Annotated in this window: 16 protein-coding genes; 9 read left to right on the top strand and 7 right to left on the bottom strand. The window is 64.5% G+C overall.

Going from position 1 to position 13,606, the window contains the following annotated elements:
- Positions 1 to 2: 2 nt before the first annotated feature.
- The gene (locus ADBZ9O_RS16225) at positions 3 to 716 is read right to left on the bottom strand and encodes an MBL fold metallo-hydrolase (RefSeq protein ID WP_526523558.1); all 714 of its coding nucleotides are present in this window, start codon (positions 714 to 716) and stop codon (positions 3 to 5) included.
- A gap of 173 nt (positions 717 to 889) precedes the next feature.
- Here ADBZ9O_RS16225 and manT point away from each other — a divergent pair, with 173 nt between their 5' ends.
- From manT to mmpH, 3 genes are read left to right on the top strand one after another with little or no spacing between them, the layout of a single operon-like run.
- A complete protein-coding gene (gene manT, locus ADBZ9O_RS16220; RefSeq protein WP_526523556.1) occupies positions 890 to 2,128 on the top strand; it encodes an MMP alpha-(1->4)-mannosyltransferase in 1,239 nt (412 codons plus the stop codon).
- On the top strand, positions 2,122 to 2,865 hold the full coding sequence (locus ADBZ9O_RS16215; RefSeq protein WP_526523554.1) for a class I SAM-dependent methyltransferase: 744 nt from the start codon (positions 2,122 to 2,124) through the stop codon (positions 2,863 to 2,865). The genes manT and ADBZ9O_RS16215 overlap by 7 nt, the downstream gene beginning before the upstream one ends.
- Entirely contained in the window at positions 2,852 to 3,922 is a 1,071-nt protein-coding gene (mmpH, locus tag ADBZ9O_RS16210) for an MMP endo-(1,4)-3-O-methyl-alpha-D-mannosidase (protein ID WP_526533208.1), read from the top strand. Before ADBZ9O_RS16215 ends, mmpH begins: the two co-directional genes overlap by 14 nt.
- Position 3,923: 1 nt before the next feature.
- Here mmpH and ADBZ9O_RS16205 read toward each other — a convergent pair whose 3' ends face one another.
- Complete coding sequence (locus ADBZ9O_RS16205) at positions 3,924 to 4,607, bottom strand: class I SAM-dependent methyltransferase (RefSeq protein ID WP_526523552.1); 684 nt, start codon at positions 4,605 to 4,607, stop codon at positions 3,924 to 3,926.
- An 83-nt stretch (positions 4,608 to 4,690) separates the two neighbouring features.
- On the opposite strand from ADBZ9O_RS16205, the gene ADBZ9O_RS16200 reads away from it, so the two are divergent.
- The 5 genes from ADBZ9O_RS16200 (at position 4,691) to ADBZ9O_RS16180 (ending at position 8,516) form a co-directional block, all read left to right on the top strand.
- Entirely contained in the window at positions 4,691 to 5,263 is a 573-nt protein-coding gene (locus ADBZ9O_RS16200) for a TetR/AcrR family transcriptional regulator (RefSeq protein WP_526523551.1), read from the top strand.
- Between the two features lie 9 nt (positions 5,264 to 5,272).
- Positions 5,273 to 6,103, top strand: a complete 831-nt coding sequence (locus ADBZ9O_RS16195; RefSeq protein ID WP_526523549.1) for a serine hydrolase — start codon at positions 5,273 to 5,275, stop codon at positions 6,101 to 6,103.
- Between the two features lie 55 nt (positions 6,104 to 6,158).
- The gene (locus ADBZ9O_RS16190; RefSeq protein ID WP_526523547.1) at positions 6,159 to 6,731 is read left to right on the top strand and encodes a dihydrofolate reductase family protein; all 573 of its coding nucleotides are present in this window, start codon (positions 6,159 to 6,161) and stop codon (positions 6,729 to 6,731) included.
- 42 nt (positions 6,732 to 6,773) lie between these two features.
- On the top strand, positions 6,774 to 7,727 hold the full coding sequence (locus ADBZ9O_RS16185; RefSeq protein ID WP_526523545.1) for a DoxX family protein: 954 nt from the start codon (positions 6,774 to 6,776) through the stop codon (positions 7,725 to 7,727).
- Positions 7,728 to 7,868: 141 nt separating this feature from the next.
- Entirely contained in the window at positions 7,869 to 8,516 is a 648-nt protein-coding gene (locus ADBZ9O_RS16180; RefSeq protein ID WP_526523543.1) for an RDD family protein, read from the top strand.
- Positions 8,517 to 8,592: 76 nt separating this feature from the next.
- On the opposite strand, the gene ADBZ9O_RS16175 is transcribed toward ADBZ9O_RS16180, so the two are convergent.
- Positions 8,593 to 9,993, bottom strand: a complete 1,401-nt coding sequence (locus tag ADBZ9O_RS16175) for a GntP family permease (RefSeq protein WP_526523541.1) — start codon at positions 9,991 to 9,993, stop codon at positions 8,593 to 8,595.
- Entirely contained in the window at positions 9,994 to 10,491 is a 498-nt protein-coding gene (locus ADBZ9O_RS16170; RefSeq protein WP_526523539.1) for a gluconokinase, read from the bottom strand.
- A gap of 125 nt (positions 10,492 to 10,616) precedes the next feature.
- On the opposite strand from ADBZ9O_RS16170, the gene ADBZ9O_RS16165 reads away from it, so the two are divergent.
- Positions 10,617 to 11,321, top strand: a complete 705-nt coding sequence (locus tag ADBZ9O_RS16165) for a FadR/GntR family transcriptional regulator (protein WP_526523537.1) — start codon at positions 10,617 to 10,619, stop codon at positions 11,319 to 11,321.
- Here ADBZ9O_RS16165 and ADBZ9O_RS16160 read toward each other — a convergent pair.
- The 3 genes from ADBZ9O_RS16160 to ADBZ9O_RS16150 form a co-directional block, all read right to left on the bottom strand.
- Positions 11,305 to 12,339: a DUF2889 domain-containing protein gene (locus ADBZ9O_RS16160; RefSeq protein ID WP_526523535.1), complete on the bottom strand. Its 1,035-nt coding sequence runs from the start codon at positions 12,337 to 12,339 to the stop codon at positions 11,305 to 11,307. The genes ADBZ9O_RS16165 and ADBZ9O_RS16160 overlap by 17 nt on opposite strands.
- Positions 12,340 to 12,379: 40 nt before the next feature.
- Positions 12,380 to 12,904 carry a DUF4333 domain-containing protein gene (locus ADBZ9O_RS16155; protein ID WP_526523533.1) on the bottom strand — a complete coding sequence of 175 codons (525 nt, stop codon included), beginning with the start codon at positions 12,902 to 12,904 and terminating at the stop codon, positions 12,380 to 12,382.
- Between the two features lie 124 nt (positions 12,905 to 13,028).
- Complete coding sequence (locus tag ADBZ9O_RS16150; protein ID WP_526523531.1) at positions 13,029 to 13,562, bottom strand: DUF4333 domain-containing protein; 534 nt, start codon at positions 13,560 to 13,562, stop codon at positions 13,029 to 13,031.
- Positions 13,563 to 13,606 lie beyond the last annotated feature (44 nt).

Here is a 13,606-nt window from a genome sequence, read left to right as displayed (position 1 = left end):
TATCAGGTGGTGACTGCGCGACTGCGCAGCCACTGCTGTTGACGCCGGAGGAAGTCGGCATCCACCACCGCGCCATGGCCGGGCACATAGACCGCGTCAGGGCCGCCGATCGCCAACACCCGGTCCAGGGTGTGCACCCACTGCGCGATATCTGAGTCGGGTTCGATCGACGGATCGCCGGACTCTTCGACCAAGTCACCACAGAACACCACCACCGGATCGGTATCGCGCAGCGGTGGCACCCGGACAACCAGATCGTGGTCGGTATGTCCGGCGCCGGGATGCTCCACTTCGACGGTGCGGTCACCGAGGTCGATCGTGGCCTGATGCACCAGACGCGTCGGCAACCGGATCGCCGCGAGCACCTGGTCGATATCCGCCGCGTCAGCGCCGTAACGCAGCGCATGCTCACGCAAATAGTCAGTGCGATGCGCCATGGTGTCCGCCACCGCGGGCATGCCGTAACAGGCGGCGGCGGCGAACACGGCCGAACCCAGGATATGGTCGAAGTGGTCATGCGTCAGCACCAGATGGCTGACATCACGATCGTCGAAGGTCCGCACATCGCTCTGGATGGAGCGGGCTTCGTCGAAAGTCGTTCCACTATCGACCAGCAGAACCCCGTCTCGACCCAGCACCAATCCGACAGTGACGTCGAGAAATGCCAGCCTACAGCGGTAGACACCCGTTGCGAGCGGCTCCCAGGTCTGATTCATCGTGCCAGTGTCGCGGGTACCGGTCGGGGGCGCTTGACAGAGCCTTAGGAAGGGGCCGAGACCCTGGCGCGTTGCGTCACCTAGCCAGGCGAATTAAAGTCCAGACAGTTGTCCAGAAAAAGCGGCGGGATTCCCGGGTCCCCCGCCACGACAGTTCCGGGAGAGGTTTAGGTATGCGGATCGCACTACTGTCCTACCGCAGCAAGACACACTGCGGCGGGCAGGGCGTCTACGTCCGTCACCTCAGCCGTGGGCTCGTGGAACTGGGCCATCACGTGGAAGTCTTCTCCGGCCCGCCCTATCCGGGCGGTCTCGATCCGCGGGTGCGGCTCGTTGAGGTGCCGAGCCTGGACCTCTACCGCGAACCCGATCCCTTCCGGGTACCGCGGCCCAGCGAGATCAAGGACCGGATCGACCTGCTCGAGCTGGGCACCATGTGGACCGCCGGCTTTCCCGAGCCCAGGACGTTCGGATTGCGCGCCGCACGCCTGCTCGCCACCCGTCTCGACGATTTCGACGTCGTACACGACAACCAGAGTCTGGGCACCGGCCTGCGCAAGATCGTCGCGGCCGGCCTGCCCGTGGTCGCCACCGTGCACCACCCCATCACCCGCGACCGGGTCCTCGACCTCGCCGCCGCGCGCTGGTGGCGCAAACCGCTCGTGCACCGGTGGTACGGCTTCGCCGAAATGCAGAAGCGGGTCGCACGCAGCATCCCCGACCTGCTCACCGTCTCGAGCACATCGGCGACCGATATCGCCGACGATTTCGGGGTCAGGCCCGATCAGCTGCACATCGTCCCGCTCGGGGTGAACACCGAGGTGTTCAGCCCCACCGAGGTACCCCGCGTCGAGGGGAGGATCATCGCGATCGCCAGCGCCGACGTCCCACTCAAGGGCGTGGCGAACCTGCTGCAGGCGGTGGCCAAACTTCGCACCGAACGCGATGTCGAGCTGCAACTGGTGGCCAGGCTGGAAAGCAAGGGGCCCACGGAAAAACTGATCGCCGAACTCGGCATCTCCGATATCGTGCACATCTCCAGCGGGGTCACCGACGCCGAACTTGCAGCGTTGTTGGCATCCTCTGAAGTTGCTTGCATCCCTTCGCTTTACGAGGGTTTCTCGTTACCCGCGGTCGAGGCGATGGCCTCCGGGACACCCGTGGTGGCCAGCCGGGCCGGCGCACTCCCGGAAGTGCTCGGTGACGACGGCTCATGCGCGGAACTGGTGGAGCCGGGTAATGTCGAGGAACTGACCGCCGCGCTCGGCGAGTTACTGGACTCCCCCGCCAAGCGGCAACGCCTCGGCGCCGCGGGACGACGACGCGCTCTGGATGTTTACAGTTGGGAATCCGTTGCGGCACAGACGGTTAACGTCTACCAGCGGGCAATCGAACGGATGAAAGCATGCTGACAGTCGATTTCGACCGGTTGGGTATCGGGCCGGACACCAAGGTCATTGACGTCGGGTGCGGTGCGGGACGGCACAGTTTCGAGGCCTACCGGCGCGGCGCCGACATCATCGCCTTCGACCAGGATGTCGCCGAACTGGCCGATGTGGCCAAGATGTTCGAGGCGATGGCCGAGGCGGGCGAAGTGCCGGCAACGGCCAGTGCCGAGGCCCGGGCCGGTGACGCATTGGCATTGCCCTACCCCGACAACAGCTTCGATGTGGTGATCGCCTCGGAGATCCTGGAGCATGTGCCCGCCGATGATGCTGCTATCGCCGAGCTGGTGCGGGTGCTCAAGGTGGGTGGCACCCTGGCGGTGACGGTGCCGCGCTGGCTGCCCGAGCGGGTGTGCTGGTTACTGTCTGACGAGTATCACGCCAACGAGGGCGGGCACGTCCGGATCTACCAGGCCAGTGCACTGCGCGACAAGATCAAGGCGCGCGGTATGCGCTTCACCCACACCCACTTCGCGCATGCCCTGCATTCGCCGTTCTGGTGGCTCAAATGCGCTGTGGGCATGGAGAAGACCGACAACCCCATCGTGTCGACCTACCACAAGATGCTGGTCTGGGACATGATGTCGCGCCCGCTGTTGACCAGGGCGGCCGAAGCGGCCCTGAACCCGGTGATCGGCAAGAGCGTCGCGCTGTACTTCGAAAAAGCCACAGACGTAGGGAAAGATGCCGATGCGCCCGGGTGATATCCCGGAGGTACCCGGAGTACTCACCGCGGCGCAGTGTCTGGACACGGCGAGGTCGATCGCCCACACCCAAGAACCCTCGGGCGCGATCCCGTGGTCGGCGATGGGCCACACCGACCCGTGGGACCACATCGAATGCGCGATGGCGCTGACCGCCGCAGGCCTGCTCGAACCTGCCAGGGCCGCCTTTGCCTGGTCTCGGCGCCAACAGCGCGCCGACGGCTCATGGCCCATCCAGTTCCGGGCAGGCGCCGTCGAAGATGCCAACAGCGACAGTAATTTCTGCGCCTACATCGCCACCGGCGTCTGGCATCACGTCCTGGTCACCGGTGACGACGCCTTCGCCGCCATGATGTGGCCGACAGTGAGCGCGGCCATCGAGTTCGTGCTCGGCCTGCAGCTCGCTGGTGGCGAAATCGCCTGGGGTAAAGGACCTTCCGGCCACACCGATGAAGCGCTGGTGACCGGCTCGTCCAGTATTTACCAGAGCATCCGATGCGCGTTGGCGCTGGCCAATCATCTCGGCGAACCGCAACCGGAATGGGAGATCGCGCTCGGGCGACTCGGGCATGCACTGGGCACGCACCCCGCCGCGTTCACCGAGAAGCCTCATCACTCGATGGACTGGTACTACCCCATCATGTGTGGCGCATTACGCGGCGACGCTGCCGAAAGTCGAATCGATTCGCGCTGGCACGAATTCGTCGTCGACGGGATAGGCATCCGGTGTGTCGATGACCGGCCCTGGGTCACCGGCGCCGAGACCTGCGAACTGGTCTGCGCCCTCGACGCGCTGGGCAGGGGCGATGAAGCGCTCGAACAGTTCGGCAATATGCAGCATCTCCGGGAACGCGACGGCTCGTACTGGACCGGCCTGGTCTACGCCGACGGCAAGCGTTGGCCCGTCGAACGCACCACCTGGACCGGGGCGGCCGTCATCCTGGCCGCCGATGCGTTGTCCAACGCCACACCCGGTAGCGGCATATTTCGCGGCCTGGAGTTGCCTCGCGGCCTCGAGGGTGATTACGACTGTGAATGCATCCCGAGCGAAAGGTAAGTTAGGCCGGAACCGCCTGGCCTGCACTACCTTTGATCCGTTCCAGCACCCGCAACGTGCCAGTGGCCGACACTTCGTTGAACTCGCCGCTGTCGATCGCCCGACGATAGATCTGGTAAGGCGCCTGCCCGCCGTCCGCCGGGTCGGGGAAGACATCGTGGATCACCAACGCGCTACCGCGTTCGACCCATTTGGCCCACCCGTCGAAATCGCGGTGCGCGGCCGCTTCGGTGTGACCGCCGTCGATGAACAGCAGGTTCAGCGGCGTGTGCCAATCCCTGGCGACCACCGTCGAACGACCCACGACGGCAACGACATTGTCCGCAAGATCAGCCGCATCGAGCGTATGCCGGAACGTCGGCAGCGTGTCGAAAAGACCGGTCTGCGGATCGACCATCGTGGTGTCGTGGTACTCCCAGCCAGGCTGGTGTTCCTCAGAACCATGATGGTGGTCGATGGTGTAGAGCACGCTGTCGGTGTTCAGGGCGGCAGCACCCAGCAGCACGGTGGATTTCCCGCAGTACGTGCCGATCTCGACGCCGACCCCGCCGGCCAGGTACTTAACCGCGGCGTCGTACAGCGCTTGACCCTCATCGGCCGGCATGAACCCGATCACCCGGTCGGCGAGGGCAAACAGTCGCTCGGTCTGGGTTTGCGCGATCTGGGCTGCGTCGGTGTCCGTCATGGCGCCAACCTAACCTGTCGGCACCACCGATGGCCAGCGCGCATGCTTGCCCACCCCAAAGTGTTGTAGTAGCGTCCGGACATGTGTCCGATCTGGTAGCTCGGGAGTCGACTCGACGTCGGCTGACGGCTAAACAGGCCGATACCGTGGACCGGCTCGGACGGTGTGCCGTCAACGTCCTCAGCCGGGAGGGTTATGCCGGGCTGACCATCCGCATGGTCGCCGCGGAAGCCGGGGTCGGCGCAGCCACCGCCTACACCTACTTTTCCTCCAAAGAGCATCTGGTCGCCGAAGTGTTCTGGCGTCGCCTCGCCATAACCCCTGAGCCGCCCAATGATTCGCCTGACACGACCGCAAGGGTGGTCGCCGTGCTTCGCCATATCGCGTTACTGGTCGCCGACGAGCCCGAGTTGGCCGGGGCGGTCACCAACGCTCTACTCGGCAAGGATCCCGATGTCGAGCATCTACGGCTGCGGATCGGGTTGGAGATCCAGCACCGGCTGGCCGTCGCGCTCGGTGACAACAGCGACCCTGACGTCATCGCCGCGCTGGAACTGATCTACGTCGGGGCGCTGGTGCGGGCGGGGATGGGATACGCGTCGTATGAGCAGATCGCAGACCTCTTGGAGAACTCGACGCGTCTGCTCTTGGCGTAGCGTGACCGGGTGCGCCGCAGCCTCGTCATCTTTGTGAGCACCGTCGCTGTGCTGCTGGCCGGTGTCACCGCCCCGGTCGCCTCTGCGGCCTGTACGGAATCACCCGACTGCGAACTGCAACAGCGGATCGCGGTGGCAGATGCCTATCTGGCCACCCGGCCAGGGGTGGTCGGCTATGTAGTGCGCGACCGCAGCACCGGCGCGATATACCGCAATACCCATGCCGGTGATCTGATCTGGACCGCCTCCACCATCAAGCTGGCGATGGTCGTTGACCTGCTCAGCAGGCATTACGCCGGAAAGCTCGACCTGAGCGGAAGTGATCAGCAGCTGGTCGCGGCCATGCTGCATTCCTCCGATGATGACGCCGCCGACACCCTGTGGTCGCGGTACGGCGGTCCCGACCACACAGCGTTCAACGCAGCGTTCCCCAGCTACGGCATGACCGACCTGACGCCACAACGCGGATTCAGCAGCACATACCCCTACTGGGGCTTCCAGAAGACGACCGCCAACGATCTCGACAGGTTGATCAACTACACCCTGACCCGGCTGGACCCGGCCGACACGGCCAGCATCGTGCACCAGTTGCAGAACGTCGACCCCAACCAGCAGTGGGGCGTCTGGGGCGCCGGGCCCGCGATGACACCGGGCAACAAGGACGGCTGGTCGCAGGAGCAGGGCGGGTGGGTGACGAATTCGGTGGGATTCGCCGGAGCCGGGCAGCGCTACACCTTGGCGATCATGAATTCCCTTGGCGCCCAAGGCGACTACGACGACGGCGCCGAGACCACGACGCACCTGAGCGCGCTTCTTCTCAACGGCCTTTCCTCGAGCTGAACAACCCCTGACCTGGGTGGCGCTCAGTACGTCGGCTCGTTCGGGTCTACCTGATATGCGCACACTCGCCATCACCCAGAACGTCACGCTCGACGGGTCGATCGAATTGCTCGGCGACTGGTTCGACCCCACTGACCAAGACGACCAGTTGCTCGCCGAATCGCATCGCCAGGATGCCCATTGCGATGCCATGCTGCTGGGCCGGCGGACATTCGAGGACTTCCGGTCCTACTGGCCCCACCAAACCGATGACCGCACCGGTATCACCGATTTCCTCAACGGCGTCGCGAAATACGTGGTGTCGGCCACGCTCACCGATCCGGGATGGACCAATTCGACTGTGCTGGAACATGATCCGCTGGCCCGAGTGCGTGAGATGAAGTCAGCACCTGGCAAAGATATCGTGGTCACCGGCAGTATCGCGTTGACGCACGCCCTGATCTCCGCCGGGCTGGTCGATGAGTACCGCATGTTCGTCTACCCCGTCGTGCAGGGCCGCGGTCGCCCGCTGTTCCCACCAGGAGCGCCCGCCGGCGCACTGCGGCTGGCGCGCGAGCCGATGCGCTTCCGTTCCGGTGCCGTGCTGCTGACCTACGACACCAAGCCGACCCGGCCTGACCAGCCCTGAACCGGTGGTTTGCGGTCAACAAAGGGTGGGAACACCCCGTCCATGTTGTTACGCAGAATCGCCAGGCCCATGTTGTCCGCAGCGTTCATCGGTCAGGGTATCGCCGCCTTACGCAGCCCCAAACCTGCCGCCGACGTCGCCCGACCGACGCTGGAGGGTCTGCAGAAGCTTCCTGACCCGGTCGGTGCGAACGTCCCGACCAATGCCGAAACCGTCGCGCGCGTCAACGCCGCTATCCAGATCGGTGGCGGCGTTCTGCTGGCCACCGGCAAGGTTCCTCGGCTCGCGTCGGCAGCGCTGGCAGCCACGGTGATCCCAGGCAATCTCGGCGCGCACATGTTCTGGTCTGAGACCGATCCCGTGGTGAAGGCACAGAAGCGGCAGGATTTTCTCGTCGACCTCAGCCTGCTCGGTGGGCTGATCATCGCCTCAGCGGACACCGCGGGCAAGCCGTCACTGGGTTGGCGCGGGAAGCGCGCGGCGAAGAAACTCGGAACCACCGTGTCCTCGGCGCTGCCGAGCGGATCGAATACCACGCTGATCGATCCAGAGTTGGTGGAAAAGGCCGGGCACACCCTGGCGGTGGGCGCCGAGCGCGGTCGCGAGCTCGCCATCGAAGCCTCTGAGCGCTCAGCGCCGCTGGTTGAGGCGGCCAAGAAGCGCGGTGCCGAACTCGCTGAGGTGGCAAGCAAGCGCAGCGCCGAACTCGCCGAGGTGGCAAGCAAGCGCGGTGCCGAGTTCGCCGAGGTGGCAAGCAAGCGGGGCTCACACTTTGCCGATCTAGCGACCAAACGCAGCGCGGAACTCGCCGATGAAGCGGGCAAGCGTGGCGCCGAGTTCGCCGACGTTGCCAGCAAGCGCAGTGCCGAATGGGCCGAATTGGCCAGAGAGCGTGGCGCCGAACTGGCCGCCACCACGCGCGACCAAGGCGAAGAGTTGGCGACGGTGGCACGGAAGAAGGCCGACAAAAAGGTGAAGGCCCTCAAGAAGCGCTGATCACGAGCTGATACACCGCCGGGTGTGCGAGCACTTTCGCCCGGCGGTGTATTTAATTCTCGGCGCGGTGAACAACGCCCAGTCGTGGACCGGCGCGGTAGGTTATCTCCCATCGACGACCTCGACAGGGAGCCAAATCTGATGACCACGGGTGATTACGATCCGAATAACCCGCCCCAACCTGGCGGCTATCCGCCGCCGCCGCCGCCACCGCAGTACGGCCAGCAGCCGGGCGGCTACCAGCAGGGCGGCTATCCCCCACCGCCGCCGCCGCAGTCCTACGGCCAGCCCGGTGGCTATCCGCCACCCCCGCCGCAGTACGGCGAAGCCCCGGGTTACGGATACCCGGCACAGGGACCGGTCGGTGGGCAGGTCCCCGGCACTCTGGGCATCCGCTTTGTCGCCCGCTTGATCGACGGCATCATCGTCGCCGCCGTCTCGTGGATCTTGGCGTACTTGATCAGCGGCGACAGCTATGTCCTTGTGGCAGGCATCTTCTCGGGTGTGCTGACCTTCGCCTACTTCGTGGGTTTCGAGGTGACGCAGGGCTGGACGCCGGCCAAGAAAATCTTCGGGCTCAGTGTCCATGGACCGGGTGGCGCGCCGAAACCGGACGTCAAGCAGTCCGCCATTCGTAACGCCTTCACCCTGCTGGCCATCATTCCGTTCATCGGTGGCCTGCTGGCCTTCATCGCCGAGATCGTCATTGCGGTGACCATCAACAGCAGTCCCACCAAACAGGGCAAGCATGATGAACTCGCCGGCGGCACGCAGGTCGTCAAAGGCTAGACACGTCAGCTGACAAAGAAAACCCCCGGCGCGATTTTCGCGCCGGGGGCTTCTTCGTTTCTAGACCACTTCGTTTCTAGACCACAAGACTCAACAACATGACCACGCCGAGCCCGCTGACCGACAGCACGGTCTCCATGATCGACCACGTCTTGATGGTCTGACCGACGGTGAGCCGGAAGTACTGGTTGACCAACCAGAACCCGGCGTCGTTGACATGGGAGAAGAACAGCGATCCCGCACCGACGGCCAGCACCACCAGCGAAACCTGTCCGGAAGGCATGCCCGCGACCAACGGCACGATCAGCGATGACGCGGTGATGGTTGCGACGGTCGCCGAACCCGTGGCGAGTCGGATCAGGACGGCGATCACCCAGGCGAGCACCAGCACCGAGATGTTGGCGCCCTCCGCCCAGCGAGCCAGCAGCGTACCGATACCACTGTCCACCAGCACCTGTTTGAAGCCGCCGCCGGCAGCGACGATCAGGATGATTCCGGCGATCGGCGGTAGACCTGACTCAATGCACTTGGTGACCTCGTCACGGCCCATTCCCGCACCGCGACCGAGCGTGAACAAGCCCACGATAACGGCGATGAGAAGAGCGATCAGCGGCGTGCCCAGGGTGTCGAAGACTTGCCGGACGAAGTTCTTCTTATCGTCGATGAAGATATCCACCAACGCTTTACCGAGCATCAAGACTACCGGCAACAGAACGCTGAACAGCGTGATCCCGAATGACGGCCGACGGACGTTTCCGTCTTCGGCGAACCGGTCCGCGTCGAAGGTATCGGGGGCGTCCACGACGACCCATTTGCCGGCCAGCTTCCCAAACAGCGGCCCCGCCAAGATGATCGTCGGCACGGCCACGGCCACGCCTAGCGCCAGCGTGACGCCCAGATCCGCGTTGAGCAGCCCGATGGCGGTCAGCGGCCCAGGATGGGGCGGTACGAAGCCGTGCATGGCGGAAAGCCCTGCCAGAGCCGGGATTCCGACGGTGATCAGCGACAGTTGCGATCGGCGAGACACCAGGTAGATGACCGGGATCAGCAGAACCAGACCGATCTCGAAGAACATGGGCAGGCCGATGATGGCGCCCACCAAAGCCATTGCCCACGGCAACATTCGCGGTGACGCATGCCCGACGATGGTGTCGACGATCTCGTCGGCTCCCCCGGAATCGGCGAGGAGTTTGGCGAACATCGCGCCGAGGGCGATCAGAATGCCGACGCCCGCTGCGGTATCACCGAATCCCTTTGAGAACGAGGTCAGTACGGTCTGGATGTTCTCATCGGCGACGATGCCCACGGTCAGGGCGCCGAAGAGCAACGAGAGGAATGGGTGCAGTTTGACCAGGGTGATCAGCACGACGATCACGGCGATGCCCGCGAGGAACGCGAGGACCAGTTGCAACCCGGACGCGACCGGTTCCGTCAGCTTTGGCGCGTCGTCGGCGAGAAAGGTGATTCCCGAGATCATCTAATGCTCCTGTCGGGTGGTGGCGAGATAGTTTTCGATGATGGCGTCGATGTTCTGGTCGACGTCGACCACGACGCCGCGCTCATCGGGCTCGAGCGGCTCGAGCGTGTCGAATTGGGATTTCAACAGCGATGCGGGCATGAAATGGCCCGGCCGACTGGCCTGCCTGCGGCCGATCACTTCAGGGGTTCCGGCCAGATGCAGGAATTCGACCAACGGCCAGTGGCCACGGAGCTGATCGCGGTAGGTGCGCTTGAGCGCCGAGCAGCTCATCACGCCACCGGCAGGGTGCGCGGCCAGCCAGTCACCGATGGCCTCCAGCCAGGGCCTTCGGTCATCGTCGTCGAGCGGATGACCCGCGGTCATTTTGGCGATATTGGCCTCCGGATGAAAGTCGTCGGCATCCGCAAACGGAACACGCAGACGTTGCGCGAGCGCTGCCCCAACGGTCGACTTCCCTGAACCGGACACCCCCATGACGACGATTGGTGAGCCCATACCCTCCACCTACCCTGTTGTGCTGGTCATCACACACTGTGCCGCAATGGTCATACGATTGCAAGTATCTGGCTCAAAGATCTGTCTTAACTGCGTTCGTCAGCGCATATGACACGATGTAAGGCGTGACCGGGCCCAAATTTGTCGGCGAATTGCACGCGAGCCTGCTGGATGCGCTCGGCGGCGGTATCGCCTCGGGCCGACTCACGGCGGGCCAAGTCCTCACCCTCGACGGAGTCAGCACAGAACACGGCGTCTCCCGCAGCGTGGCGCGCGAAGCGATCCGCGTGCTGGAGTCCATGGGTATGGTGGCCTCGCGCAGGCGGGTCGGCATCACCATTCAGCCCAGCGAGAACTGGAATGTCTTCGACCCGACGCTGATCAGGTGGCGCCTCGACGCCGGCGACCGGGCCGCGCAGCTCCTCTCGTTGTCCGAGCTACGCAGGGGGTTCGAACCGGCCGCTGCCGCACTGGCGGCCCGTCGCGCCGATCCACACCAGTGCCGGATCATGGCCGCGGCGGTCTCCGATATGGTGGTACACGGCCGATCCGGAGACCTGGAGTCATACCTATTGGCGGACAAGGTGTTTCATCGCACCCTGTTGGAAGCCAGCGGTAACGAGATGTTCCGTGCACTCAATGCTGTCGTTGCCGAGGTGCTGACCGGCCGGACCCATCACGGGATGATGCCCGAACGGCCCAACACCGCGGCTATCGCATTGCATGATGAGGTGGCGCGGGCCGTCCGGTTGCGCGACGAGGAGGCCGCCGAACACGCGATGCGGGCCATCATCGATGAAGCGGCTTCGGCTGTCACCGAAGACCTTTGAGCCGGGCCAGCAGACCGCTCACATCACCGGCACTGCGCAGCAGGTCATTGAGATGGGTGCATGTCGATGTGCCGGAGAGTTCATCGCGGACCCGAAAGTGCAGTTCTGCCAACGTCATATCAGCAATACGTTGTGCACTCTGCACCGCGCCAGGGCACTCCTGCCACGGCAGCACCCGCGGGGTGGCGCTGGCTTCAAGGATCATTTCGGTGTCGGCCGCCACGATGGCAGCCAGCGTGTACTCGTGCACAATCGTCTCGGCCCCGTCGGCTCGCACATAGCTGTCGCGGAACATCGCGTCGACGCCAATGGTCGGCGCACCCGCTGCACCGATCTCATAGACGTCGATCCGCCGACGGCGGCGCATACCGTGCAGCGGCAACGGTGCCATCGCATGCCAGGCCAACCCGTCGGCGCCAGCGTCGAGATCCGGCGCCACCGGTCCCGTCGCGATCACCGGATCCCCCGCCTCGAACGAGTTCATCAGAATGCCCCCGGTGGCGAACCCTGCGCATTGGTCGGCCATCGGCAGATAGCCCGACCGGCTGACCGGACCGAGCGCGCGGGAGGCACCCAGGGCGTGCCCCGAAATCAGCGCGCAGACCGGAACATCGTCGAGAAGTGTGTAGAGCAGCTCCCGGTTCTGTCGCAACTCCGGCGCGGCCCGGTCCGCCGCACCGCGGAAGCCACCCATCGCGGGTGCACCGACCAGGGTGGCCACGGCCGCGTTCGGCGGATCGGTGTCGATCGACTCGACACGTCGGGCCATCATCGCCACCGAGACGGTCAGGCCGGCGGTATCGAGTTCGCGCGCGGTGCCATCGGCGACGGTGACGAGATCGCGGCCGCGGCCCCGAATCCGAACGGGGTCAACGGTTCCGGCGTCGCGAGTGATATCCATCGAGGTGGTGCGCCGGATCGAATTCGGCCGCCGCGCAGGCGTGGCAGATGTCGGTTCGTGCATACCGTGCAGCGGATGCAGACCAACGTCGAGTGTGCCGAGATCGGTGACCGCCATGGGCTGACGATACTGCGCGTGCGCCCGGTGCTGTGGCAGGTCAGTCACCCTTGAAATTCAGGTCCATCGCCAAGCCGCGGATATCGCCCATCGTCACGGTTTCGCCGAATGGCGGCTCGCCGTCGGACGGGGTCACCTGGCAGTGCACCGACGTGCCAGTCTTGCCCTCCAGGCCGGAGTCACATGCCACTGAATCAATCTGCCAGTTGTTGCCGGTGAGGAAAACGTTGACCCGTTTTTCGACCTGAGCCTTCGACAGCGACGGGCTCATGTCGTAACTGGCCGTCTCGCCATCAAGTTTGGTCACCGTGGCGGTCGTCTGAAATTCGTCATCGTTCAGCACCACGTCGCAGGTGGTGCTCTTGCCGACCTCGGCCGTGAGGTCTTCGGGACACGACACCGATTGCGGCTTCTGATCACCGGTCGTCAGCTTCTCGGTGATCGTCTTCTCGATATCGGCCTTCGCCACCGACGGGTTGCCACCGGTGTGGACATTGAACTGGCAGCCCGACAACGTCGCACACACCACCGTCGCGGCACCGACCAACAGGATGAAGGTTTTCATTGTCCCCCCCGGAATTGACCCGCCGAACTGTTCGCTAGAGCTGCGAGCCCGTTCGCATTGTCGGGAAAATAGCAGTTCGGCGGCCAAGTGGGGCCGAATCTGTCAATAACAGCCCTGCCAGAGGTCAGCCCGCGGTGACGCTGAAGTTCATCATCAGGCCGTCGACCTCTGTCACGGTCACCGTGTCCTGCGACGCTTCGCCGGCCGTCGTCACCTCGCACTGCGCTTTATTGCCCACTTTGCCTTCCAGACCTGATTCACACGCGACGGAATCGACGTCCTCACCGGTGCTCTTGGCGACGATGTCTTTGACCGATTTCTCCAGCTGAGCCTGCGATAGCGCGGGCGCCATCTCATACGAAACGGTGCTGCCGTCGACCTTGGTCACGGTGACGATCGGCTCGAAGGCGTTGGTCGCGCTCAACACCACCTCGCATGTGGTGGTCTTGCCGACCACCCCCTCGAGATCGGCCTTGCAGGTGACCGAATCCGCTTTCTGGCCGGCCTTTTGCAGTCGGTCGGCGATATCGGACTGCAGGTCAGCCTTGGCGACTGTCGGGGTGCCGCCACCGACGGTGAAGCTGCAGCCCGACAACCCCGCGATCAACGCGACACAGCTGAGTGCCGCGGCCCCGACAGCCGTGCCGAACGTCCTCATGCGTGGTCCCTCCAGAATTTGCCAGATCCGCATTCACAGTAAGT

Source organism: Mycobacterium sp. (assembly GCF_965229105.1).
Classification (GTDB): domain Bacteria; phylum Actinomycetota; class Actinomycetes; order Mycobacteriales; family Mycobacteriaceae; genus Mycobacterium.
Note: the sequence above shows the minus strand (reverse complement) of the source record. Positions and strands in the feature narration are given on the sequence as shown.

Excerpts from the sequence above, each read along its gene's own strand:
- ADBZ9O_RS16225 (WP_526523558.1), bottom strand. The coding sequence starts at position 716 with ATGAATCAGACCTGGGAGCCGCTCGCAACGGGTGTCTACCGCTGTAGG.
- manT (WP_526523556.1), top strand. The coding sequence starts at position 890 with ATGCGGATCGCACTACTGTCCTACCGCAGCAAGACACACTGCGGCGGG.
- ADBZ9O_RS16215 (WP_526523554.1), top strand. The coding sequence starts at position 2,122 with ATGCTGACAGTCGATTTCGACCGGTTGGGTATCGGGCCGGACACCAAG.
- mmpH (WP_526533208.1), top strand. The coding sequence starts at position 2,852 with ATGCGCCCGGGTGATATCCCGGAGGTACCCGGAGTACTCACCGCGGCG.
- ADBZ9O_RS16205 (WP_526523552.1), bottom strand. The coding sequence starts at position 4,607 with ATGACGGACACCGACGCAGCCCAGATCGCGCAAACCCAGACCGAGCGA.
- ADBZ9O_RS16190 (WP_526523547.1), top strand. The coding sequence starts at position 6,159 with ATGCGCACACTCGCCATCACCCAGAACGTCACGCTCGACGGGTCGATC.
- ADBZ9O_RS16185 (WP_526523545.1), top strand. The coding sequence starts at position 6,774 with ATGTTGTTACGCAGAATCGCCAGGCCCATGTTGTCCGCAGCGTTCATC.
- ADBZ9O_RS16180 (WP_526523543.1), top strand. The coding sequence starts at position 7,869 with ATGACCACGGGTGATTACGATCCGAATAACCCGCCCCAACCTGGCGGC.
- ADBZ9O_RS16175 (WP_526523541.1), bottom strand. The coding sequence starts at position 9,993 with ATGATCTCGGGAATCACCTTTCTCGCCGACGACGCGCCAAAGCTGACG.
- ADBZ9O_RS16170 (WP_526523539.1), bottom strand. The coding sequence starts at position 10,491 with ATGGGCTCACCAATCGTCGTCATGGGGGTGTCCGGTTCAGGGAAGTCG.
- ADBZ9O_RS16160 (WP_526523535.1), bottom strand. The coding sequence starts at position 12,339 with ATGGCGGTCACCGATCTCGGCACACTCGACGTTGGTCTGCATCCGCTG.
- ADBZ9O_RS16155 (WP_526523533.1), bottom strand. The coding sequence starts at position 12,904 with ATGAAAACCTTCATCCTGTTGGTCGGTGCCGCGACGGTGGTGTGTGCG.
- ADBZ9O_RS16150 (WP_526523531.1), bottom strand. The coding sequence starts at position 13,562 with ATGAGGACGTTCGGCACGGCTGTCGGGGCCGCGGCACTCAGCTGTGTC.